30 protein-coding genes are annotated in these 21,432 nt (G+C 57.4%); 9 read left to right on the forward strand and 21 right to left on the reverse strand.

Annotated features, from left to right (window positions below; translation table 11 throughout):
* Positions 1-26: 26 nt before the first annotated feature.
* Positions 27-2,231: an Rne/Rng family ribonuclease gene (locus M0P56_RS11720; protein ID WP_291510208.1), complete on the reverse strand. Its 2,205-nt coding sequence runs from the start codon at positions 2,229-2,231 to the stop codon at positions 27-29.
* 198 nt (positions 2,232-2,429) lie between these two features.
* Between M0P56_RS11720 and rluC the strand changes: the two genes are divergently transcribed.
* On the forward strand, positions 2,430-3,383 hold the full coding sequence (rluC, locus tag M0P56_RS11725; RefSeq protein ID WP_291510209.1) for a 23S rRNA pseudouridine(955/2504/2580) synthase RluC: 954 nt from the start codon (positions 2,430-2,432) through the stop codon (positions 3,381-3,383).
* Positions 3,380-4,045 carry an HAD family hydrolase gene (locus M0P56_RS11730; RefSeq protein WP_291510210.1) on the forward strand — a complete coding sequence of 222 codons (666 nt, stop codon included), beginning with the start codon at positions 3,380-3,382 and terminating at the stop codon, positions 4,043-4,045. The genes rluC and M0P56_RS11730 overlap by 4 nt, the downstream gene beginning before the upstream one ends.
* A gap of 238 nt (positions 4,046-4,283) precedes the next feature.
* On the opposite strand, the gene M0P56_RS11735 is transcribed toward M0P56_RS11730, so the two are convergent.
* The 7 genes from M0P56_RS11735 to M0P56_RS11765 all read right to left on the reverse strand — a co-directional run bounded on the left by M0P56_RS11735 (position 4,284) and on the right by M0P56_RS11765 (position 7,033).
* On the reverse strand, positions 4,284-4,703 hold the full coding sequence (locus M0P56_RS11735) for a putative toxin-antitoxin system toxin component, PIN family (RefSeq protein ID WP_291510211.1): 420 nt from the start codon (positions 4,701-4,703) through the stop codon (positions 4,284-4,286).
* Entirely contained in the window at positions 4,703-4,942 is a 240-nt protein-coding gene (locus M0P56_RS11740) for a ribbon-helix-helix domain-containing protein (RefSeq protein WP_291510212.1), read from the reverse strand. Before M0P56_RS11740 ends, M0P56_RS11735 begins: the two co-directional genes overlap by 1 nt.
* 153 nt (positions 4,943-5,095) lie before the next feature.
* Complete coding sequence (locus M0P56_RS11745; protein WP_291510213.1) at positions 5,096-5,362, reverse strand: type II toxin-antitoxin system PemK/MazF family toxin; 267 nt, start codon at positions 5,360-5,362, stop codon at positions 5,096-5,098.
* Positions 5,359-5,574 (reverse strand): antitoxin MazE family protein, encoded by a 216-nt coding sequence (locus tag M0P56_RS11750; protein ID WP_291510214.1) that lies wholly within the window; start codon positions 5,572-5,574, stop codon positions 5,359-5,361. The genes M0P56_RS11745 and M0P56_RS11750 overlap by 4 nt, the downstream gene beginning before the upstream one ends.
* Positions 5,575-5,704: 130 nt before the next feature.
* Positions 5,705-6,118 carry a PIN domain nuclease gene (locus tag M0P56_RS11755; RefSeq protein ID WP_291510215.1) on the reverse strand — a complete coding sequence of 138 codons (414 nt, stop codon included), beginning with the start codon at positions 6,116-6,118 and terminating at the stop codon, positions 5,705-5,707.
* The gene (locus M0P56_RS11760) at positions 6,105-6,320 is read right to left on the reverse strand and encodes a type II toxin-antitoxin system VapB family antitoxin (protein ID WP_014028935.1); all 216 of its coding nucleotides are present in this window, start codon (positions 6,318-6,320) and stop codon (positions 6,105-6,107) included. The genes M0P56_RS11755 and M0P56_RS11760 overlap by 14 nt, the downstream gene beginning before the upstream one ends.
* A 146-nt stretch (positions 6,321-6,466) precedes the next feature.
* The gene (locus tag M0P56_RS11765) at positions 6,467-7,033 is read right to left on the reverse strand and encodes a Fic family protein (RefSeq protein ID WP_291510216.1); all 567 of its coding nucleotides are present in this window, start codon (positions 7,031-7,033) and stop codon (positions 6,467-6,469) included.
* Between the two features lie 116 nt (positions 7,034-7,149).
* On the opposite strand from M0P56_RS11765, the gene M0P56_RS11770 reads away from it, so the two are divergent.
* Together M0P56_RS11770 and M0P56_RS11775 are read left to right on the forward strand one after the other, a co-directional pair.
* Positions 7,150-7,524: a DUF6516 family protein gene (locus M0P56_RS11770; protein WP_291510217.1), complete on the forward strand. Its 375-nt coding sequence runs from the start codon at positions 7,150-7,152 to the stop codon at positions 7,522-7,524.
* Complete coding sequence (locus tag M0P56_RS11775; RefSeq protein ID WP_291510218.1) at positions 7,517-7,882, forward strand: winged helix DNA-binding protein; 366 nt, start codon at positions 7,517-7,519, stop codon at positions 7,880-7,882. The genes M0P56_RS11770 and M0P56_RS11775 overlap by 8 nt, the downstream gene beginning before the upstream one ends.
* Before the next feature lie 115 nt (positions 7,883-7,997).
* On the opposite strand, the gene M0P56_RS11780 is transcribed toward M0P56_RS11775, so the two are convergent.
* Positions 7,998-8,324 carry a type II toxin-antitoxin system PemK/MazF family toxin gene (locus M0P56_RS11780; protein WP_014028939.1) on the reverse strand — a complete coding sequence of 109 codons (327 nt, stop codon included), beginning with the start codon at positions 8,322-8,324 and terminating at the stop codon, positions 7,998-8,000.
* Positions 8,321-8,578: an antitoxin gene (locus M0P56_RS11785; RefSeq protein WP_014028940.1), complete on the reverse strand. Its 258-nt coding sequence runs from the start codon at positions 8,576-8,578 to the stop codon at positions 8,321-8,323. The genes M0P56_RS11780 and M0P56_RS11785 overlap by 4 nt, the downstream gene beginning before the upstream one ends.
* 90 nt (positions 8,579-8,668) lie before the next feature.
* On the opposite strand from M0P56_RS11785, the gene M0P56_RS11790 reads away from it, so the two are divergent.
* Genes M0P56_RS11790 through M0P56_RS11800 form a run of 3 tightly spaced genes read left to right on the forward strand, consistent with a single transcriptional unit; the run spans position 8,669 to position 9,824 of the window.
* Positions 8,669-8,860, forward strand: a complete 192-nt coding sequence (locus M0P56_RS11790) for a hypothetical protein (RefSeq protein WP_291510219.1) — start codon at positions 8,669-8,671, stop codon at positions 8,858-8,860.
* A 29-nt stretch (positions 8,861-8,889) separates the two neighbouring features.
* Positions 8,890-9,546 (forward strand): type II toxin-antitoxin system RelE/ParE family toxin, encoded by a 657-nt coding sequence (locus tag M0P56_RS11795; protein WP_291510220.1) that lies wholly within the window; start codon positions 8,890-8,892, stop codon positions 9,544-9,546.
* Complete coding sequence (locus M0P56_RS11800; protein ID WP_291510221.1) at positions 9,543-9,824, forward strand: XRE family transcriptional regulator; 282 nt, start codon at positions 9,543-9,545, stop codon at positions 9,822-9,824. The genes M0P56_RS11795 and M0P56_RS11800 overlap by 4 nt, the downstream gene beginning before the upstream one ends.
* Before the next feature lie 68 nt (positions 9,825-9,892).
* On the opposite strand, the gene M0P56_RS11805 is transcribed toward M0P56_RS11800, so the two are convergent.
* From M0P56_RS11805 to M0P56_RS11830, 6 genes are read right to left on the reverse strand one after another with little or no spacing between them, the layout of a single operon-like run.
* Positions 9,893-13,324 (reverse strand): type IV pilin biogenesis protein, encoded by a 3,432-nt coding sequence (locus M0P56_RS11805; RefSeq protein ID WP_291510222.1) that lies wholly within the window; start codon positions 13,322-13,324, stop codon positions 9,893-9,895.
* Positions 13,321-13,923, reverse strand: a complete 603-nt coding sequence (locus tag M0P56_RS11810; RefSeq protein ID WP_291510223.1) for a hypothetical protein — start codon at positions 13,921-13,923, stop codon at positions 13,321-13,323. Before M0P56_RS11810 ends, M0P56_RS11805 begins: the two co-directional genes overlap by 4 nt.
* Complete coding sequence (locus M0P56_RS11815; protein WP_291510224.1) at positions 13,920-15,128, reverse strand: PilW family protein; 1,209 nt, start codon at positions 15,126-15,128, stop codon at positions 13,920-13,922. The genes M0P56_RS11810 and M0P56_RS11815 overlap by 4 nt, the downstream gene beginning before the upstream one ends.
* A 2-nt stretch (positions 15,129-15,130) precedes the next feature.
* Positions 15,131-15,604 carry a prepilin-type N-terminal cleavage/methylation domain-containing protein gene (locus M0P56_RS11820; protein ID WP_291510225.1) on the reverse strand — a complete coding sequence of 158 codons (474 nt, stop codon included), beginning with the start codon at positions 15,602-15,604 and terminating at the stop codon, positions 15,131-15,133.
* A gap of 11 nt (positions 15,605-15,615) precedes the next feature.
* Positions 15,616-16,182 carry a GspH/FimT family pseudopilin gene (locus tag M0P56_RS11825; protein WP_291510226.1) on the reverse strand — a complete coding sequence of 189 codons (567 nt, stop codon included), beginning with the start codon at positions 16,180-16,182 and terminating at the stop codon, positions 15,616-15,618.
* Positions 16,172-17,431: a type II secretion system F family protein gene (locus tag M0P56_RS11830; RefSeq protein WP_291510227.1), complete on the reverse strand. Its 1,260-nt coding sequence runs from the start codon at positions 17,429-17,431 to the stop codon at positions 16,172-16,174. The genes M0P56_RS11825 and M0P56_RS11830 overlap by 11 nt, the downstream gene beginning before the upstream one ends.
* 348 nt (positions 17,432-17,779) lie before the next feature.
* Here M0P56_RS11830 and M0P56_RS11835 point away from each other — a divergent pair, with 348 nt between their 5' ends.
* Positions 17,780-18,034, forward strand: a complete 255-nt coding sequence (locus M0P56_RS11835; RefSeq protein WP_291510228.1) for a DUF2442 domain-containing protein — start codon at positions 17,780-17,782, stop codon at positions 18,032-18,034.
* Positions 18,035-18,241: 207 nt separating this feature from the next.
* On the opposite strand, the gene M0P56_RS11840 is transcribed toward M0P56_RS11835, so the two are convergent.
* The 3 genes from M0P56_RS11840 to M0P56_RS11850 all read right to left on the reverse strand — a co-directional run bounded on the left by M0P56_RS11840 (position 18,242) and on the right by M0P56_RS11850 (position 19,864).
* Positions 18,242-18,457 carry a hypothetical protein gene (locus M0P56_RS11840; RefSeq protein ID WP_291510229.1) on the reverse strand — a complete coding sequence of 72 codons (216 nt, stop codon included), beginning with the start codon at positions 18,455-18,457 and terminating at the stop codon, positions 18,242-18,244.
* On the reverse strand, positions 18,444-19,034 hold the full coding sequence (locus tag M0P56_RS11845; protein WP_291510230.1) for a hypothetical protein: 591 nt from the start codon (positions 19,032-19,034) through the stop codon (positions 18,444-18,446). Before M0P56_RS11845 ends, M0P56_RS11840 begins: the two co-directional genes overlap by 14 nt.
* A 215-nt stretch (positions 19,035-19,249) precedes the next feature.
* Positions 19,250-19,864: a prepilin-type N-terminal cleavage/methylation domain-containing protein gene (locus M0P56_RS11850; RefSeq protein ID WP_291510231.1), complete on the reverse strand. Its 615-nt coding sequence runs from the start codon at positions 19,862-19,864 to the stop codon at positions 19,250-19,252.
* Positions 19,865-20,179: 315 nt separating this feature from the next.
* Between M0P56_RS11850 and M0P56_RS11855 the strand changes: the two genes are divergently transcribed.
* Positions 20,180-20,668 (forward strand): tetratricopeptide repeat protein, encoded by a 489-nt coding sequence (locus tag M0P56_RS11855; RefSeq protein WP_291510232.1) that lies wholly within the window; start codon positions 20,180-20,182, stop codon positions 20,666-20,668.
* A 161-nt stretch (positions 20,669-20,829) separates the two neighbouring features.
* Here the strand turns inward: M0P56_RS11855 and M0P56_RS11860 are convergent, their stop codons facing one another.
* Together M0P56_RS11860 and M0P56_RS11865 are read right to left on the reverse strand one after the other, a co-directional pair.
* Positions 20,830-21,120, reverse strand: a complete 291-nt coding sequence (locus M0P56_RS11860) for a hypothetical protein (RefSeq protein WP_291510233.1) — start codon at positions 21,118-21,120, stop codon at positions 20,830-20,832.
* Entirely contained in the window at positions 21,107-21,418 is a 312-nt protein-coding gene (locus M0P56_RS11865; protein ID WP_291510234.1) for a BrnT family toxin, read from the reverse strand. Before M0P56_RS11865 ends, M0P56_RS11860 begins: the two co-directional genes overlap by 14 nt.
* Between the last annotated feature and the right edge of the window lie 14 nt (positions 21,419-21,432).

Raw genomic sequence — 21,432 nt, forward strand, 5'->3', positions numbered from 1 at the left:
CGGTTTGAGCGATAAGTAGCCGTTTCTCAGCGCTCGTCCAGCGGGAAAGACTGCTGCTCGGTTTCACCGGGGATCGCCTCCACGGCCAGTAAGTCACCCTGTACGGGTTCCTGGGCGGTCTCCTCCTGATGCACCGCACTTGGAGTCAGCGCCTTGGCGGGGACCAGCATCTGGTGCCAGTCGGCGGCGGCGGGTACCGTGCCGGGATAGACGAGTGCTTCCGCGACATGGGTGTCTTCCTCGGGACCCGCCAGCAGATCGTTCTCCTGGAACCCCCCTGTCGTGTAGGTATTCTTCTCAGAGACCTCCTCATCTGCAGAAGGTGATTCTGCGCCATTCTCTCCGCCCTGAATGGAGCGCCGTGCACGGGCCCGGCGTCCACCGCGGCGCCGGCGCCGGCTGCTGCGGCCTTCGCCGTCGTTTTCCTGATCCTCGGTGCTCGTCTCGCTGACGGGCTCCGTGCTTGTCGGCAGCTCCGTGCCACTGGTTTCCGCCAGGAAAGTCGCCGCGTCAACGGGCACATAACGGGATACCAGAGCCCGCACCAGCCGGGCCAGAATACCTTCTTCCGGCGGAACGGCCTTGGCGGGCGCTTTCGCCTTCGGGCCGCTAGGTGCTGGTGGTGTGCGTAATGGCGGTAACACTTCGGGCGGCGGCGGCGCGGTCAATGGACTCAGCGCCGCTGATTCGCTCGTCGGACGGCTGGGGCGTGCGGGCAGCGTGTTGCTGTCACCGTTGGGCACCGGCGTCGGCCGGCTGCTGCCGCCCTCCACGCGCGTCCGTTGAATCTGATAATGGGGCGTAACCATGTCCGGCGTGGGAATGATCAGGATGCGGGTATCGGTCTTGGCCTCCAATTCCAGAATCGGGCGGCGCTTTTCGTTGAGCAGATACACCGCCACATCCACCGGCACCTGACATTCCACCTCGGCGGCGCCGGGTTTCATGCACTCCTCATGGAGCAGGCGCAGGACGTGCATGCTGGTGGCTTCGCAGCCCCGTATCTGACCGGTACCGTTACAGCGCGGGCAGGGCTCAGAAGACGATTCCTCCAGGCTGGCGCCGAGACGCTGCCGGGACATTTCCATGAGGCCAAAGCGGGAGATGCGCCCCAACTGCACCCGGGCCCGATCCAGCTTGAGGGCCTCCTTGAGCTTGTTCTCCACTTCGCGCTGGTGCTTGGGGGATTCCATATCGATGAAGTCGACCACGATGAGCCCGCCCAAATCGCGCAGACGAATCTGCCGAGCGATCTCCTCAGCGGCTTCCAGGTTCGTCTGAAACGCGGTCTCCGCGATGTCCTGGCCCTTGGTGGCGCGGCCCGAGTTCACATCGACGGCCACCAGCGCTTCGGTATGATCGATGACGATGGCGCCCCCCGACTCCAGGCGCACTTCGCGGCTGAATGCGGACTCGATCTGCTGTTCAATCTGATAGCGAGAGAAGAGGGGTACGTCGTTGTCGTAATACTTCAGACGATGCACCATCTTCGGCATCATGGAGCCCATGAACTGCACCGCAGCATTGTAGGCTGCCTCGTCGTCGATCAGCACCTCCCCGAAATCTTCGGAGAAATGATCGCGCAGCGCGCGGACCACGACATTACCCTCCTGATAAATCAGGAAAGGAGCGGCACGCGGTGCCGCCGTATCGACGATGGCCTGCCAGATCTGTTTGAGATACTCCAGATCGCGCTGCAAGGCCTCCAGCTCCTGACCGATCCCCGCCGTGCGGGCGATGACCCCCATGTTTTCGGGAATGTCCAGAAGTTGCAGGTGCTGGCGGATCTGGGTGCGGTCCTCGCCTTCAATGCGCCGGGAGACGCCACCGGCACGCGGGTTGTTTGGCATCAGCACCAGATAGCGTCCGGCCAGACTGACGAAGGTGGTGAGCGCCGCACCTTTGCTGGAGCGCTCTTCCTTGTCCACCTGAACGATGACTTCCTGACCTTCCCGCACCAGATCCTGGATGCGTTTGCGGCCCTGTTCCTGTTGCAGGAAGTATTCCCGGGCGATTTCCTTGAGGGGCAGAAAGCCGTGCCGCTCGGCACCGTAATCGACGAAGGCGGCTTCGAGGCTGGGCTCCACACGGGTGATGCGGCCCTTGTATATGTTGCTTTTTTTCTGCTCCCGGTAAGCGCGTTCAATGTCCAGATCGAGGAGTTTTTGACCGTCTACCAAAGCCACCCGCAACTCCTCTGCGTGGGTAGCGTTAATCAACATCCGTTTCATAAGTTCTTCTTTCTCCGGCGCTCAACCCGCAAGCCCGAAAGGACCCGTCAGGGAGCGCAGCGTTTGTAATTGGGACCGCCGGGATTTACCAGGCGATGCTGAAATTGGGGCCGCGCTCCGAGAAGCGCAGCGTCCCAGGTCGAAATATATGCCATAAAAGAATAGAATCGCAAATGAAAAGCGCAAGGGTAAGGAAAAATGGCAGACAATGGGGTGCGACAATGGCAGGTAACCGACGCGGAGGCGGGGCAACGGCTGGATAACTTCCTCCTGCGGGTGATGAAAGGCGTGCCGCGCTCCCATATCTACAAAATCCTGCGCAGTGGTGAAGTGCGGGTAAACAAGGGGCGGGCGCGGCCGCACTACCATCTGGCCGAGGGCGACGTATTGCGTCTGCCGCCGGTACGGATGGCGGCGCCCAGCGATCCCGCCGTACTGCCCGCCTCTTTGCAGAGTCAGTTGGAAGCCGCTGTCCTTTACGAAGACAGCCATCTGCTGGTGCTGGACAAGCCCAGCGGGCTGGCCGTGCACGGGGGATCGGGCCTGAGTTGGGGCGTCATTGAGGCGTTGCGCCAGTTGCGGCCCGCTGCCCGCGAACTGGAGCTGGTACATCGCCTGGACCGCGATACCTCCGGCTGTCTGATACTCAGCAAAAAACGCTCGGCGCTGCGCGCGCTCCATGAAGCCCTGCGGGAAGGCCTTATGGAGAAGCGCTATCTGGCGCTGGCGGCCGGTGACTGGCAGGGAAAGGCGCGTTCCGTGCGTCTGGCCCTGCGCAAGAACACCCTGCAGTCCGGTGAGCGCATGGTGCGGGTGGACCCGGTGGAGGGTAAGGCCGCACATACGCGTTTTCTGCCACTGGAACATTTCCCCGGCGCGGTGCTGCTGCAGGCTGATCTCGATACCGGGCGCACGCACCAGATTCGGGTTCACCTGCAAGCGATCGGGCATGCGGTGGCGGGCGATGAGAAATACGGCGATGCGGCCTTCAACCAGCGTCTGCGCGCCCTGGGTCTGCGGCGACTTTTTTTGCACGCGGCCCTGGTGGCCTTCCGCCACCCGCAGGATGGCCGGCCCATGCGCATTGAGGCCCCGCTGCCTGCTGATCTGCAAGCCATTCTCACCCCACTGCGTAAGGAGTCTGCCGGATGATTTTGCCCCCTGATGATTGCCGACTGATCATTTTCGATTGGGACGGCACCCTCATGGACAGCATCTCTACCATCTGCGGCTGTATGGCCCATGCTTTTGCCTCTGCAGGACTGGCGGACCGTGGTGCACGGCAGTACCAGGAAATCATCGGATTGGGGCTGGAAAGCGCCCTATCAGTCCTCGCCCCGGATGCGGATAAGCTTACCCGGGAACGGATTCTGAAGGGTTACCGGGAGTGCTTTTTCGGCACGCCGGTTCGTGAAATGCCCCTCTTTCCGGGGGTGGAAGACGCGGTGGTGCAACTCGCCGACGCCGGCTATGAGATCGCCGTGGCCACCGGCAAAGCCCGCCGCGGGCTGGATCGGGTGCTGGGCGAACATCCCCGTCTCGCCGCTTGCATCAGCGCCAGTCGCTGTGCCGATGAAAGCCGCTCCAAACCGGATCCCCTGATGCTCCATGAACTGCTGCAGCACTACGACCTGCCCCCAGCCGCGGCCATCATGGTGGGCGACACCGTGCATGACATGGAAATGGCCATTGCCGCCGGGGTCTTGCCGGTGGGGGTGCTCTGCGGCGTACACAGCGCGGAACGCTTGGACGCCAGTGGTGCCGCCACGTGTTTTGGCGACCCCACCGCGCTGACCGGATGGCTCAGTTTATAGGCCCCATCCGGCTCTCGCAAATAGCGATCCAGCGGCTCCGAACCGCTGTTAAACACGGCGTGGTCAGGAGAAGTGGCGAGGCAACGGATAGAGGAGCGTGGTGCTGTCGAGTTCGGATTCCAGAAATCCCTGTTTCAGATAAAACTGTTTGGACTGTTCACTCATGGCGTGGCTGAGGTAGCCTGGCGATAGTAGACAGTCCCGTTGTGTGATGGACAGGAATCTGACCGGTATCGCATCAAAGCGTTTCGGCGCAGAAAGTGGCCGGGGTGACGATGCGTGCGCGACTGGCGCTGCCCAGTTGCAGCAACCCGGCACGGCGGTCCCCGGTCACGAGGTAGTCCGCTTCGTCGGTCAAAGCCATCGTGAACAGGAAAGCGTCATCAGGATCATTCACATCGATACCATCCGGCTGATTCGGCAGGTGTTCCAGCACGATGGCACGCTGCATGTTGTTTACCATCGCACCGACGCGATGAGCCGGAAGAAAGGCTTTGAGCTTCGGGTAACGGCTCACGCGACGCAGTTCGTCGAGTTGTACTGTAGATGTCACCAGTTCGAATCGTGGGGCCCGCCAGGCGTTATAGATGGCGTCGGGTGCTCCGTGGGGCGAAATCAATGCACTGAGCAAAACGTTGGTGTCCAGAACGACCCGCATCAGTGCTTACGTGCCCATTGCACCGCCTCATCAATCAGGTCCGTCATTTCCGTCTCGCTCACGCCGGAGGTGGCCGCTTTGGCCTGTTCGACGGCGCGCTCCAGAATGTACGAACGCACGGCCTCCTCGATGAAGCGCGACAAGTCGCCTTTGCGACCGCCTCCCTGTGCGGCGATGAACATACGCACGGACTGATCCGTTTCCGGCGACACAGCGATGTTCCAGCGAACTGAATCCATGATTACTCCAGTGTTTGAGTGCTTAGGTGTTTATATGCCGTTTTGAGTGATCATGCAAGATGGTTTTCTTGGCAGCCTTTTCAAGCTGCGGGCAGGTGGAGCAAAGCCAGCCGACCTCTTGCCAATTTTGGATGACGTGGCCGCGCCCGGAACCTAAGAGTGTCCGACCACCTGACCCACCTTTTCGCGGGGAACGGTCTGCGGCTTGTCCACCATGATTTGGGACGGCTTGTGCAATCCGGTTTCCGGCGAAGCCTCGATGCCAATGCGGTAAAGCGGCGCGTCCCGGAGATCGCTGGTAATAGGGAGAATCGTCACGGAAGGCAACGTCGAGAACATGTCGGACTGGACGACCAGCGCGGGGCCGGGCTTGCCATCGTCCCCCTGCAAGGCGACAACGACCACGGCGCCTCGATTCACTCCCAGCCCTCCGTATCCGCCGCCGCTTCAAGCCAGTCCATGATCTCCTTCTCCTGCGGATCATTTCGCACGACAAGGCACTGGCGGCGGCATTCCTCCGCAAAGCCGGGGCGGCGGGTGTCTGGCACCCAAATTTGAATGGGGCGCAGCCCGGCGGCGCGCAAGGCATCCCGGTGCTTTTGAACGCGTGCGTTCACGTGTGCAGTGGTCATACACCACCTCCTTTATCAGGTTACATGAAACACTGTAGATGGCGATAGCGTTACATGCAATAGCAGCATGAAAGAACGGCGCTTTTCGTGGAATGCCAAGTGTGTCAACTCACCCATAACGGAACGGTGGTTATTTCAGAATATGCGTGCGTACCAGTAACAGACGCGGGTCTACTTGGGCAATTTGCTCGAAATCGCGATCGTCGTGCAAGAGTGGTACACCGTGCTCAATGGCTGTCTGTGCGATCAGGCAGTCGTGCGGGCTGCGCGGCGTGATTCCATTCCAGCGACAACGGGCATAGAGGGCGCCGGCGGCGACATGCGTGGCCACTGCATCTTTTGATATCAGGATCGGCAGGCGCAAAAAGTGCGCACGCAGCTTTTCCATCTGCTCTGGCGAAGCAGCCCCCTGCAACAATTCCTGGAGGATTACCGGCGACACCAGCGCCTCACCATCCAGCAAGAGCTGGCGTAATTGCTCGACTTGGGCGTTGGCGTGGCCGCGTAGCAACGCAATCCAGATGGTCGTATCAACCAGAACCACGGTTCATCCTTGCGCGCACAGTGCGGACATCGTATTCAGGATCCAGCAGAGGTTCACCGACCAGATCCAGAATCTGGCGTTGGCGGCGTCTGGCCACAAACTCGCGCAACGCCCGATCCACTATCTCTTTTTTCGTTTTTACCCCGGCCAGATGCATCGCTTCGTCGACAATCTGGTCGTCCATAACGATATTGGTTCTCATGGCATACACCTCCTGATGTGTATGCTAATCCACAACAAAACCATAAACAAGAGCAACTCGGCTGGAGTCGGGTTTTTCCACTCTGCTATGGCGCAATTTGACGGCTGCGAGGAAAGCCAATTTTATCACATGCACTCTGGTCAAAATTAGACGTTTGACAATCGCCCTTCACCGCAAGCGGGCGGCGGCAAAATGGCCGATGCATCCGGGTGGCATCCCGCGAGGAAAGCCATCATTTCGCTGGCGTCCTTCGACAGGTAAAAGCGCACCATCTTTTCGTTGAATGCTTGTGCTTTGGCCGCGGGCACGCTGATGGCGTCCATCCCATGCGACATGAGTACGCCGTTCATCATGAAGCGCCCTGTCCGCATGTTGCCGTCGAAGAAGAACTGCTGCAAGGCAGCGAACAGAAAGAAGGCCATTGCCCGTTCAAACGGTTCGCGCTCTTGCAGTGCCGCCACCCCTTCACGGAACACCCGGTTGAGTTCCGGCGCACCGGGTAGCGTCGGCAGCGGGGTATAGCGCCCATGCTCACCAAGACCTACATCCGGGGTGTAGTTCGTTTCCTGACCTTCGCCACGGAACACCCCCCATTCCAACGCTTCCTTGCGGGCGACGATGCGGTTTAGTTCTGTGAACACCGGCTTGGAGAGTTTAAACTGGCCGCCCTTGACCATCGCCAAAAGCCGCTTGGCGCTTTCTGCGAGATTCATTTCAATGGACCGATTCGCTCCGTACACGGGCTCTTCCGTTGCGGCAAGCTGGAAAAGGAGCACAGTTCGTGCTGCGGAATCAAGGTGAGAGTCACTGAACAGACAACTGAACGTGCTTGCCTGTTCTCGCCAGCATGTCCACCAATGCGTCAATGGTGAATTTGACCTGTGGGCATGTATTGCCTACTATGCAATATATGAAAGCGATCCGTGTATTCTACAAGAAGGAAGTCCGGCCAGATGACGTCATCGTGGAGGCAGTGATCTGGCAACTTCCGGAGCCTTCACCGGAGCGGCCGCACGGCTTCAAATACCGTTTCTACTGCGGCAAAAACGGGCAATGCCTGGTGCGGTATGACAACGAAACGGGCAAAGGGGACCACCGGCATTATGGTGACATGGAAGAATCCTATGTTTTCTCATCGCTGTCTGCCCTGGTGGACGATTTCGAGAGGGATGTGCAAAGATTGACAGGAGAACCCCATGACTAAAGCCATTATCAGCATCACATCCACCAGCACGCTATTCAGCGACATGCGGGAGATTGCCAAAAAACTGGACCGGGGAGAGATTCTGCCGGAAGCGGATTATCATCTGAGTTTTTCCGATTCCGCACAGCTTTTTCGTGAGTTGACGCCGGCGCGGTTGGCGCTGCTCGAACATCTCAAAAAGGATGGGCCACAGTCCATTTACGCGCTCGCCAAGCAACTCGGCAGAAACTACAGTAATGTGCATGCGGACGTGCGGAAACTCATGGAACACCATCTTATCGACAAGACGGAAGACCAGCAGGTTTTCGTGCCTTGGGATGACGTGGAAATTCACCTGTCCTTGAGTGCGGTAGCATAAACATAAATAAATCAGTACATTGGTGTCGAATCGTCCGCATAAGCGTGTCTGTAGCCGTTCATTGGTGTGGAAGACTTGCGGGTTGCCTCTTCCACGATACACCTGGTAGCCGCGCTCACTCGAAGAGCGTGGCGACCTTCGCCAGCACCTCGTCCATGATCGAGGCCGGCAGAGTGTCCACTTTGCGGGCATGTCGGGCGGCCAAGTCAATCACGCGTGGCTGATCGCAACGCACGACGCCGGTGGTTTTGATGCCGGTCACTGGCACTGCGAAGCCAAGGCGGCGGGCGAAATCGCCGCCGTTGGTGATCGGCAGGATCACCGGCAGCCTAGTGGCTTCGTTGAACTCGGCGGGCGACACGATCAGGACGGGACGGCTACCGCTTTGCTCGTGTCCCGCAGTTGGGTCGAGCGACACCAGGAAAATATCGCCGCGCCTCATAGCAGCTCGCCACCTACGGCGGGCGCATCGACCCATTCACGTTCCTCGGCTGGTTGCGGCTGCGAATAGTCGGACGCGGCCAGCAACTCCGCGAGCGTGTAGCGCGGCCGTGGGTTGGGGTTAACCACCAGACAGCCATGATCGACGACCAAGCCGACCGTCGCACCGGCTTGCAGGTGCAGTTGTTCAAGGAATGCGGGCGGGACGGCTAACATGATCGAGCCGCCGACCTTGCGCAGATTGGTTGTATGCACGATGCACCTCCAATGCGTTAAGTTATATCAAAGTATAACTTCTGTTGATCTGGACTGCAAGCTGTAAGTTTAGACCCCGTTCACCCGGCCATGTCCGCCGTGGGTGGCGACCGGAATGTCACAGGCAACATTCTGGCCCTGTCCGACGGCACGATGTTTGAACCGCCAATCACCGCCTACCGGGATCTGCAAAAGCGACTCGCCAAAGAACAAAAGAAACTCGCGCATAAAGTGAAGTTCTCGGCCAACTGGAAAAAGCAGAAGGCCAAAATCACGCGGTAGTGGTACTTGAAGATCTGAAAGTGCAGAACATGACGGCGTCCGCAAAGGGCACCATGGAAGCACCCGGGCGCAACGTCCGGCAAAAGGCGGGGCTGAACAAATCCATTCTCGATCAGGGATGGGGCATACTCAAACGGATGCTGGGCTACAAGCTCCAGTGGTCCGGCGGCATGTTGTTATTGGTGGACCCGGCGTACACCTCGCAAGCTTGCGCGGTGTGCGGTGCTGTGGACGCAGGGAACCTCTCCAGAGAGAATCACCGCCGGTGGGAGTTCGCACTGGTCGTTGCGGGCAAAGACCCCTACAGGGGGGTTGTCGAATTATATAAATATTTGTATATTTGCCCGGTGACGCACCCCAAACCTATCGTCTTCCGGGGATTATCTCTGGAGGATCTCCGCACCTTTCCTCTGTCGGCCAGACGCGAGGCAGGACACCAGTTGGATCAGGTGCAGAAAGGTCGACAACCAGACGACTGGAAGCCGATGCATAGCGTGGGTCAAGGTGTTCAGGAAATTCGGATACGGGATGTAACAGGCATCTACCGGGTCATGTTTGTGGCGAAGTTTGCCGAAGCTGTTTATGTGCTGCACTGTTTTCAGAAGAAGACCCAGAAGACTCGCAAGGCGGATCTGGATCTTGCGGGGCAACGGTACCGGGATTTATTGAAGGAAATGCAATCATGAGTGAAGAACGATTTGCGAGTGTATGGGATGCGATTGAGGACACGCGAGCGGGGGCGGAGAACATGAAGCTACGTTCTCAATTGATGATGTCCCTCAAGAGTCATATTACCCGTACCAAGATAAACCAGGCACGGGCGGCCGAGCTTTTTGGGGTGACACAGCCGCGTGTTTCCGATCTGATGCGCGGCAAGATTGATCTGTTTAGTCTGGACGTGCTGGTGAATATGGCGACAGCAGTCGGGCTGCACATAGAGCTGCGGGTGCTGGATGCAGCCTGATGCTTGATGCCGCGCTGGTACCGGCACCCAAGCAACATTTTTCCAAAGATGACCAGGCCTCCGGGACATCAATTGACGAGTTTCCATCCCGTGGGGCCGCCCAAGGGTAAACCAGCACCGAAGCCCGTGGGGAATGTTTTTGACGGTCCGGTGTTACTAGCCGCGCCCTGCAACAAAGTGCGACCATTGAAGCTGGTGACGGTGGGCGTGAAGGCCGTTCCGTAACCCACAAAAAGCGCGGTAGTAATGGCTGTCCCGCTGCTATCGGTGAAGGTGCCGCTGGGGAAAATGCCATTGTTGAGGGCATAGAGGTAATAGTAAGCATCGCCATTTCCACAGGAGTTTGCGGATGGCGGCACGGTAACGGGTAGAATGACGGCACCGCTGTTAATTAACGCGGGTGCGGAAACGACGGACCCCGCTGGCAAAGCCGTGATGGGTGGATTGGCACCAGAGGTCTGCGTAGTAAAGGCCCCGCTGCTCCAGGTGCCGGCGCCGCCAGCGTAGGCGGTCCATACTGGTGACCAAGTGCCATTTAGCTGAGAAAAAATAGTGATACCATTGGGTCCTTGTACACGCAGATAGTTTTTACCTTGATAGTAACTACCACCGATATACTGCACTTCACCCGGATTGCTGCCACTGAGGCTCCCAGACCATACCGACGAATAGTTGCCAATGGCGGTTTTATTAACAAAGTCATTAGCAAGCGTGAGGGTCGCGGTGCCGGGTGTCAGTAAGCCTGGCAATGTAGCAGAGGATATTTCGTATACGTTACCGGTATTGTCGCCCAGATAGAGATTCCCAGAGGCGTCGATATAGGGGGTGGCGGTGTTATTAAAGGGGAGGGTGTCCTGAAAACTTTGGCCGGTGCCCACATTGACCCCTATCAGATAACTGGTGCTGCTGGTAGCGCTGACGGCCTGGTTTACGGCCCATAGCGCCCAGGTCTGGCCAAAGTTCGTGGTTCCCGGTGCCTGATATTGATAAAAGACCGGGTCGCTAGGCTGCGGTTGGCTATAATTGCCACCTAGATCATCCTCCCACACCGTTTGCTTCAGATTTGGCTCCGTGGTCCCGGTCAACTGGAGATCGTAGAGAATGCCACCATTGGCCGCACTACCTGCGACGTAAGTATGCCACGGGGCTGAGTTCGTCCCGTTTGTGGCATCGATTGTTTGGAATCCACCCTGCATACTGGTGCCTTGCCAGAAGGTGTTGTAATTCTGGAGTTGCGGCAGCAAGCCCTGAGGCATCCATCCCCAAAGGAGCGTCGGGCTGCCGGTGTTGTTGTAGCCCATCGCGTACAGGAAGCCGTCATTATCGCTAAAGAGGACCGCATTCTGGCGGTTGAAGTGCGTGTCTGCGAAGGTCAGGTAACTATTGGTGATACCGCCTGCACCCAGCAGTTGTCCGTTGTTGGGCGCAGTGAGCACCTGCGGCGGCGTGGAGGTGGGTAACCCCATATACCAGCCACTTTGACGCCCGCCGAGATAGGCGCCGCCGCTGGCAGATGGATTTATGGTGTAGGCGGCAATGGTGCCTGCGGTCAAGCTTGTGGGCAGGGTGCCGAATGCGCTGGGCGTGTTTGTGGCGACACTGGTCAGCGAGCTCTCTATTCCTGCTCCGTTCGTGCCCCCGGGCGTGGTGGTATAGAGGGCGCTGGAGCGATTGCCGGTGCTCATGAAGCTGTTGGCGTCCCAGGACGGGCTGGCGCTCGGTGTACCATTACTCTGTAGCGCATAGGCGTAGAGGTCGCCTTGTCCAGTGATCGGATTAATATTCTTGAGCAAAAACTCCAAAGACCCCACGGTTGCGGAGGGCGGTGCGCCGTAAGACGCGGAAACGCTTTTGCCGAGAATGTTGGCGATGATGCTGTTCATGGCGGATTGCACATCGGAGGCAGACGTTGCGGCATAGAAGTTGGTGGTGCCACCCGCCTGCGCCATGGCGGTGAGCACGGCCTGACCCTGCAGGGCTACGGCCTGATCAGCAGCAGATGCACCCGGCACGTTGGGGTTGACCGCGGAGCCCACCCCTAATACATAGGTCTTGATGCCCACTGTATCATATAGTGTCTGGATTTTCTGAATGGTTTCCACTACGGCATTATTTGGATCTGATGTGGATGAACCCGCATTGCTGGCTGTAATGGAGGTAGAACCGTAAAACATCTGTGCGGAGGCGCTGCCCAAGGGCGGATATACATTACCTCCCGTGCCTTGGGTGGGCTGCCCATCGGTGATGAAGATGACATACCTGCTGCCGCAGGTGTGTGGTGGTCCCCCATAATTAGGCTTTTTTCCATAATAGCTCAGTGCCGTACTGAAGGCGCCAGCCACGGGGGAATAGCCAGCGGAGGCGGTTATCGGGCCTTTTGTTGCATAGTTAATGGAGTTGTCGGTTCGGAAAACTTCCGGGAGTATGGCGTTGGCGATATTGGTCGCATTGGTGCTATTGGTTGCGGATATGGGGCTGACAATGTTGCCCGCATTGTAGGAAGTGCTTGCATTGAAGGCGTAACCGCGTTGAGACTCCCACACTTGCTGAGATAGAGGGAAATAACCGGCACTGGTTGGTGTCATCCCCGATGCCAATCCATTTGAATAGTTGCTAAAATTGACGCCAGAATTACCCGTCATGTAATTTTGCAGATTTAATCCGTATGGGTTTGGCCCCCAACCGACTGCATTGGTGGCATCTGGTTGCCATTGAGCGGCGATGGCGTAAAGCACGTCATTGATTACGGGGGCATCACTGCTGGCCTGAACATACAAGTACGGATCGCTAATACTTCCATTGCCTTGGCCAAATACGGTTTGCTGCAAATTAATACATGAATTACTGCCTGATTGGTAACAGGGATTCGCCACTGTTGCATCTCCAGTGGGGGCTCCCGTGGCGCTATTTCCAAAAGAAAATCCACTGTTGTCGCTCATATAATATACCCAAGTATTATAAAGCGATACTTTGCCAGACAAGGCATAATCCATCAGGCCGAACTGAATGTTGTTGCTATATTCCGGTGTATTGATAATCGTGCCGATGGCCTGTTCCGCCACGTTGAGCATGGATTGTGAGTTGTCGATATAGGCGCTGGAGGACCCGGAGGCCCCCACGGATGTACAGGCGCTTTGGGCGGCGGCGGTAATGCCGGACGTATTGCAGGGGACGGAGTAGGGTACGCTGGTTCCGGACGACCCCAGCGCCGGAGGCGTGAAGCCGCTGGCGGTGTAGTTTGCTGGTGAGGACGAATTGGCATTCTCCGGCACGGTGCCGGAGCCGGTCATTATGGCGCCGGAGAGGCCGGTGGGGCCTTGTAGCACACCCGCCATGCCTTGTGAGTTATCCAGCAATATCATTACCTGCGGCTGGTTGGCAGGCAGGATATTGATGGTATTGTTGGCCTGGGCGAAGTTGCTCCAGCTCGCTAGCGGAGCGGCGGTCATGGACAGGCAGACGGCAGTGGCGATGAGTTTCTGACGAGCGTTCTCATTCATGGTTGTATTAGCACCTCCCTCAAAATAGCCTGCACCGTGACTCCAAGGCCGCCGCCACTGGCCCTGGATGTGTGCACATAAACGACGTAATAACGGATGATCGGTACAGCTTGTCCGCCGCTTTGAGCTTGTTCGTAGCCCGGTACTTGGGTGGCAGGGACACCGGCAGGATACATCACGTATTGCACGTTAAAATTAAAGTTGCCGTACTGTACAGGGATGGAGGCACAGGCTGTCCCGGTGCAAGTGGACCAAAAACTGGCAGTGGGAGGGGTTGGACGTGTAGAGTTGGTCAGCAATGGGTGATACCAATACCCGGGAGAGACAACTTCCGGGTATTGGGGCGGCGTGTCCGATGCCAACATCTGTAAAGCGGCATTCGCAGCGGTCACGCCCTGATCCGTCGCTTCCTGCGCGGCGCTCTGCACCGCCATATTGGAAGAAATGAGGACATCGTTACGGGTGAGGTACATGAGCGCGAGGACGGCAATGGTAACTACCAGCACGAGGACGAGGGTGATGACGAGAATCGCGCCGCCCTCCTGCTTATTGATCTCTGATTCCTTCGCGGATTGCACCCGCTTTGCTTGCTCAATCATGGTCCACCCCAGATATTATTCCGAACCGGCACCACGCTCTCGAAAAGATGGTAGGCATAGTGACGACAATCACCTTGCAGGCAGCCGGGACCATTGGTTGTGGGCACGGTGTAGGTTCGCCCACCGGGCATGGTGAAGGTGGCAGGACTGGTTTCATGGGGCATATAGCGGGTGCTTCGGGCCAGCATGCCAATTTTGACGGCAAGAATCTGCAGTGTTTGGGAAGGGGTATAATTTTCAGGATAGACCCACTGGGTGATAGCACCGTTAGTGCCCAAACCATACTGCATTTGTAGATCCACTACCCCACGCGCCAAGGCTTGTGGAGTGGGAGTGCTGGACTGATTGGCTGTATATTGCGTCAGGTAAAGCGTGGGGGTGCCTATGGACTGGTTGGTCCCTGGCGGAATATCCATTATTTGAAATTGATTGACGACAAAATGATTGTTGCCTAAATCGTACAGTGGCGCTCCTGTAAAGTCGGCACTACTCAGTTGCGAAGATAACAAAGATGAATCGGTGGCAAAGATTTGATTGGGGTTAAACTGGTAACATGCTGAACCACTCGAGTTCATTACAATGGTATTCCCACCGCCACCTTGCCCGCCTGAAACAGTACAAGGCGAGGAACCGCTAGAGTTGAGTGTTCCTTTGCCCGATACGTTGGTGATTTGGCCGAGAAGGCAGGCCCCGGAAGAGGGGATACTGATAATCGCCATGTCGCCGGGATTGAGAAGGGTAGAATCATTTACTTGTAAAGAGCTGGCGTTAAGGTTGGGCAGGCTTGCTATTGTTGTGGCCGGAGCGCTGCCAAAACTACTGCTTCCGGAAATAGTGGTAAATGAATAAGTATTGATCAGTGAGAGTGCAGTGGGATCATAGCTCGGTGTCTGTTGTACCAATGCAGTGATAGCCGCAAGCGCTAACGGAGAGGTTTGGCCCGATGTTGCGTAGTCTGTAACCCCATTGGGGCAAACGGACATGGACGGCAACCCAAACCCCGCCGACTCCACCGCCTGGCGCACTAACGCCAGCGCGTTACGTCCCCGCTGCCACATATCCGTGGTGCTGCTCTGGTTGGTGATGATCTGGCTGCTATTCAGGAAGAACGAAAACACCGCGGTCATCAGCAACGTGCCGATGACCAATGTCACCAATAATTCGGTGAGGGTGAAGCCTGCTTCAACTCGGTCAGTGCGGCGCATGGTCAGTATCCCACGATGGTTTGCACGGAGTATGTTTCCGGGGTGCCGTTCAGTAGCCAGGAAACGGAAACGGTAGCCGCGCAGGGGCACACCCCGTTGCCTTGCTGGGAAAGAACCGTGATGTTGCCAGAGGCGGAGGGGAGGGCGGGAGGGAGACCCGGAGGATACAGCATGTTTTTCCAAGTGTTGATCGCTTGCGTAACAATGGTGTTGGCACTGCCAGGAACGGTGACGTTGCCTGTTGTTGATATGGCGGCGCCGTTGAACTGCAGGGCGTTGCTGCCATTGGCGCGGATCAGGCCGAGGGCGTTTTGGGCAATCTGATAGCCGCCCGTGAGATTGTTGCCCTCGGCGCTGGTGCTGAAACCGGTCATGAGGATGGCCAGGATACCCAGCGAGCCAATGGCAAAAATCGCCAGGGCGATCATGGTCTCGATGAGGGTGAAGCCCTGCTCCGGCTGCTGTGGTGAGTGCATGGCGAGGTGCCTCATTTTAGGTTGCATACCGTGCTGGTGGCGGAAGCCGTGGCGCAGGAGCGCACGTCCCCGGCACCGCTGACTTGTACCAGCCAGTAACCGTAGGTGGCCGGCTGCTGGCTGGCGGCCTGGAAAACGATAGCGGCGCTGGTAACGGCGTTGTTGGTGTCGTACACCATACCCGTGGGTGTGACGTTGAAGACAGCGCCGCTCAGGACCTTGCAAGGGGTATTCTCGTATTCGTTAGCGTACTGCGTTGTGTTCATCTGGGGGACGTTCTGCAGAGTCGTGTTGACGGGCTGCGGCGTGATGGTCCAATGGCAGGCATTACCGCCGCCCCCAATGCTCACGTTCACCGGATAGCCGCTACGGATCGCATAGCCCTTGGCCCAGTTGATATCCTGCTGGAGGTTCCCGGCGGCGGCCTGTATGCGCGCCCGCACCATCCAGATCGAGACATCCGGGATGGCGACGGCGAGGATAATGGCGAGCACCGCAATGGTGATCATCAGTTCGATCAGGGTGAATCCGACGGCGCCCGTCAGAGAGAGGGCGCGCTCGTCCCCCTCACCCCCCATGCGTCACCACCGCGCCCATCTTGAAGATCGGCATGTACATGGCGACGACCAGGGTGCCGACGATGACGCCGAGCACGACCATGATCATGGGCTCCATGAGGGTGGAGAGGCGGTTGACCGCCTCTTCGACCTCGCTTTCGTAAAAATCGGCGACCTTGCCGGCCATGGTTTCGATGGCACCGGTTTCCTCACCGATGGCGAGCATCTGGGTGGCCATGATGGGGAAGACGCCGTCGGCTTTGAGGCGGGTGGTGATGCGTCCGCCGCTGGCGACGTCGTCACGGGCCGCCAGGACGCTACGTTCGATGATGACGTTGCCGGAGACTTTGGAAAGGGTGCCCAGCGCTTCCATGATGGGCACGCCCGCCGCCTGCATGGTGGACAGGGTGCGCATAAAGCGCGCTACGGCGCCTTTGAGCAGGATGTCGCCGAGCACCGGGATTTTCAGGGAGAAGCGGTCTATGACGGTCTTAATGGACAGGTTGTGCTTGTAGGCGTAAACAAAGAGCCACACCGCGGCGATGGGCGAGAGCACCACAATATACCAGTGGCTTTTCATCCAGTTGGAGATATTGATGACGATCTGCGTCAGCAGCGGCAAGGTGGCACCGAAGCTGCTGAAGAGTTGCGAGAACACCGGGATGACGAAAATCATCAGGATGACCACGACCACGACCATCACGGTGATGATGGCCGCCGGATAGAACATGGCCGACTTCACCTTTTTATTGAGTGCGAGGGTCTTTTCGCGGTACTCGGCCAGACGCAGCAGGATGGTGTCGAGAATGCCGCCCTGCTCACCGGCGGCGATCAGGGACACAAAAAGGCGGTCGAAGTATTTGGGAAAGTGGGCCATGGACTGCGACAGCGATTCGCCTTCCTTGAGGTGTTTGAGAATGCCCTTGAGCAGTTTTTTCATGCCCGCGCCGGAGGTGGCGGAGATGAGCAGTTCAAAGGCCTGCACAATGGGCACGCCGGCGTTGATCATGGTCGAAAGCTGACGGACCATCACCACCAGTTGCGCTTCCTTGACGCCCTTTTCCCCGAACAGGGGCTGCGGCACCTTACGCACCACGGTCGGCATCATGCCCATGCGGCGCAGGTTGGAGCGCACGGCATTGGCGGAGACGGCGTTCATCTCGCCCTTTTTCTTTTCGCTCCCACCGGGTGCGGTCGCCTCCCAGGTAAAGTCGTAGGTCTTCGCCTCGCGGATTGCGGATTTCTTGTCTTTACTCAGGACTGATGCCATGTTGCCCCTCCCCGTTGCTCTACATAATTAGCATAGATCCGAAAAAATGCCACGCGCGGAAGGGCTACGTTTCATTTTGGGCTGGTGAGACGCGCCCTCAGGTCACTGGAGGGGCCGGAGGATGTGGAAAAGATGAAAATACCATATACTATTAAGTGGTTATATTGAGGATCGGAGAGATGCTATGCGCCCATCGCTCGGCGCATCCCCCCAAACGGCCCCATTGCAGTGACGCCAGGGGGTGGCTGAACTTATGGAGAATTGGGAGCTATGCACACACAACCAGTCACTCAAAAAAATTCATCCGCTACCTTAGTACCGCCCATCTACCCGAAAGCACCATGGCGCGTGGCTTCCGTGCGCGCGCTCGACGGATACCGACTGCATGTCCGCTTTGTGGATGGTACAGAGGGCGAGGTCTGGATGGATGCCCTGATTCATAGCCCAGGTGCGGGCGTTTTTGGATGCCTCTCAGAGCCCAAGGTGTTCAGCGCCGTAGGTCTGGAACATGGGGTGGTGACGTGGCCAGAGGAAATAGACCTGGCACCAGACGCTATGTATGACGCCATTAAAGCGCATGGAAAGTGGGTATTGGGTGGCTGACATTATCTTTTTGTCGCATGTGAGCGCCGTGTAGGGGGAGGAGGCATCCATGCCATCTATGACGGGACCAGCTGCCAGCGCACGCGCCAGCTTGCCGACCACAAACCTGAGCGGCCACACGACCCCTTGTCTGGGGTCTTTGTTGCTCAGGCAGGAGCCGTGGATTTTGGGGATGAGCCTATTTGGCGTCTAGTCGCTGAATACCGCTCAGGCGATCTGTGCGCGGTTGGCTCTGACTCTGGGCATTGGTGTCTGTTGCATCTCTCGTCCGGCTTCATACAGGGCCTGCAACTCGCTGCGCACCACGTTGAGTTCCATGTCGATCGAAGCGAGTGGCGCGCCCCGCTTGTCGCGTTGTTGGAGCAGGGCATGGCGATGGTTCTGGAGCTGACGAATGCGGGCTTGGCGGTCACTGTCGTTCATCGCGTGTTTCTCCTTTGGGGTTGGTGCGTCTGTCTATGCCATGGGGAAAAACGCCGCTTTCGACGTTCGTCCTTCTATTAAAATACCCGCGTTTTCGCATGAAAATACCAAATCGATTCAGCACGACCGCCGCTATCAGCGCCTCCAGAGGCACCAGGAACAGCGCATCCCGGAACCCAGCGCCACCGACGCCGAAGAACCAGCCGCCAGACCAGTCGGCGGCCATTCCGGCGCCATAGAGGTCCGGGATCAGGGTGCCGATAAAAGTCAACGGATAGGCCAAGGGCCAGGGGAGGCGGTCCCCCAGGATCAGAACGAGCAGGGGCCAGATCACGAAGCCCCCGGTCAACAGATGCAAGCCGGTGATGCCCCAATACTGCGTGAATAAACCCATGGTCACGGCAAAGAACAGAAAACCCAGAATGATTTGCTGGTCTTTGACTTGACGCCAGTACTTCAGGAGAAGCCCGGTGCTGAGGAGTACGGGGAGTAGCACTGTACCTATCAACGCCTCTGGATGGCTGAAATGCATGGCTGGCAGCGACCCTAGAAAATTCAGCAAGAGTGAAGAAGCCATTTTATTCCACCATATAAATGGTATGCAGGGGGATAACTCCTATATCGCTCGCGTTAGTTGATTGCATATTGACGCTGATGGGTGTTCTGGCCGTTATTGGCGGCGTAAACATGAGCTATGGCTATGGATGAGGTTTTGCATAATCGAGGGCACCGGAACTAGATGCCCTCTGTTATGCATCACTGGTTAGCGATGGGTTTCTTTCTGGCTATTATTTAGCCGTTGGTTACTGTGCCTTCAGGGCTAATGTTCACAACACAGTCGGCTGGAGTTGTAAACGGCAGCGTCTTCGGAGCGGTGCCTCCGCTGCAAGCACCAGGAAAGTCTTGGTTAATCGCGCCCATTGCCGCTAACGCTGCATTCAAACCCTTACCTGGTGTGGCGCCAGATAAATTAGCGGTAATTTTTTCATTTGTGCCTGTGGGCATATTTGATGTGTTCACAATAGGCACTGATAAAGCTACGGTGCCAGTAGTTGCCGCGTTGCTCCCACCTGCACTATAAGCGTATGTGGTACCAGCACCAGGAAACGGATTTGGGGCCGTGGTGCTAAGTACAGGGGTCTGGCCAGCAGCCGGTGTTGAGCCACCTGTTGCCGCGACTATCGTGGACTGACCCGCTTGCATTGCAGAAACTGCCGCCGTTGCGGCAGTGACTGCCGCGTGAAAGTTGGTGGCAATATCCGTGCCCTGCGAGGTAGCAATATACTTCTCATACTGCGGAATAGCGATAGCCGCCAGAATGCCGATGATGGCAATGACGATCATCAATTCAATAAGGGTGAAACCGGCTTCGGCGCGGGCCTGTGCCTTTTCTACGAATTTGCTCATGAGTAAATCTCCTTAGGTGGAGTGAAGCGCTACCCAGGCAACGTGCGTGGGTTGTCGTAGATTAGGCATGAATTGTGCCAAGGTGGTTACCGGCGGCGTGGAATATGGTGTAACATCGCGTAATGACGGTGTATTTATATTCTCCATGCGCCATGCGGGCCGGCATGGCTGGAAACAAGCGCAGGCTATTTCCACAGGATAACGTGGAAATGCCCTATGGTTTTTCATGAGTTTTCCACGATACTATGTGGAAATGCTACACGGATTTCCACGTAATGCCGTGGAAATACATGATTAAAGGAGATACTGATGGGCATGTCCGGGGGATCAGCGGTAGACGTCGGCACCCAAACCGCAGCCATATTGACCGGCCGATCCGTGCGCACCATCAACAACTGGCTGGAGACCGGGGCCATAACCGGCAGTCGGGTGCAGTCCGAGCGTGGACCTGGCGGCCTGATGTGGAAAATAGACTTGCCCAGTATGGCCGCGTACATCCCCATGGAACTGACCGCCGACAGCATGGCCGAAATCGGGCGTGCGGATGCGGGTGATGTCGACGGCATGAACAACGTCGGGACCTGTTTTTACCAGTCCAAGGAATTCAAGATCGCCGTGGAGTGGTTTGCGTTCGCCGCCAAAAAGGGGCACGCGGACGCCATGGAGTGGCTCTCAATCTGCTACCTCAACGGGATTGGCGTCGAGAAAGACCACGCGCTCGGTATCCAGTGGCTCGGAAAGGCGGCGTCCCTTGGGCATGGCATTGCCAAGGTCAAACTGCAGGCCCTGGGTTTCGAGGCTTGAGTCATGGCCCAACAACGCTGGGTGACCAAATCTGCCAATCAGGCACTCGCGGATCGTCGCCACTTCGTGCTCAACGAGGAGCAATTAACTCCTTCCGGGATCACTTATCCATTTATATGCTCAAGAGACGGCGGCATCCGCCGCCGGGGATGAACCTGCAATCATGCGGATATGGCCTCATCCTTCACGGCCTCATCCAGCACCGCTTGAGGAACCCCGCGCTTTCTCAGGGCAGCAATCAGCCGAGCGGTAGCCCCGAAGGTGTACCGCGCTTCATCCTTCCGTAGCCCTTCGCTCACATACGCCTTGAGCAATGGCTGATAACCTGAAAATCCGCGCTGTGGTGCGATCTCTTTCAGGGATTCCACCACGTCCACCGGTACCCGCAGCGTAACCGTGGTCATGGCGCGCTCCTTGTTCAGACGGGTTTTGATACGTTCAGGAATGCTCATAATCTTGCCTCTCATCATTTGTCAGTTTGCGGGCCGAAATAATGCGGATGGATTCGCCCTCAATCTCAATATGTACTACGAACAGCAGGTGCCCCGCCGCGCTGGAGCCAATGGCCGCATCTCTGGCCTCATGATCGCTACTGGCGTTCATCAGGCGAAAGAACGGATCGAAAAACACCGTAGCCCCTTCCTCGAACGTCACCCCGTCATGTTTTCTGGGATTGCTGGCGGCTTTCCTGTCGTCCCAGACAAAAGAAAGTCCGTTCAGTTCGTAATGAATGTCCATAATGGTCAGCATAGGGCAGAAGGACT

Source organism: Acidithiobacillus sp. (assembly GCF_023229925.1).
Taxonomy (GTDB): Bacteria; Pseudomonadota; Gammaproteobacteria; order Acidithiobacillales; family Acidithiobacillaceae; genus Acidithiobacillus.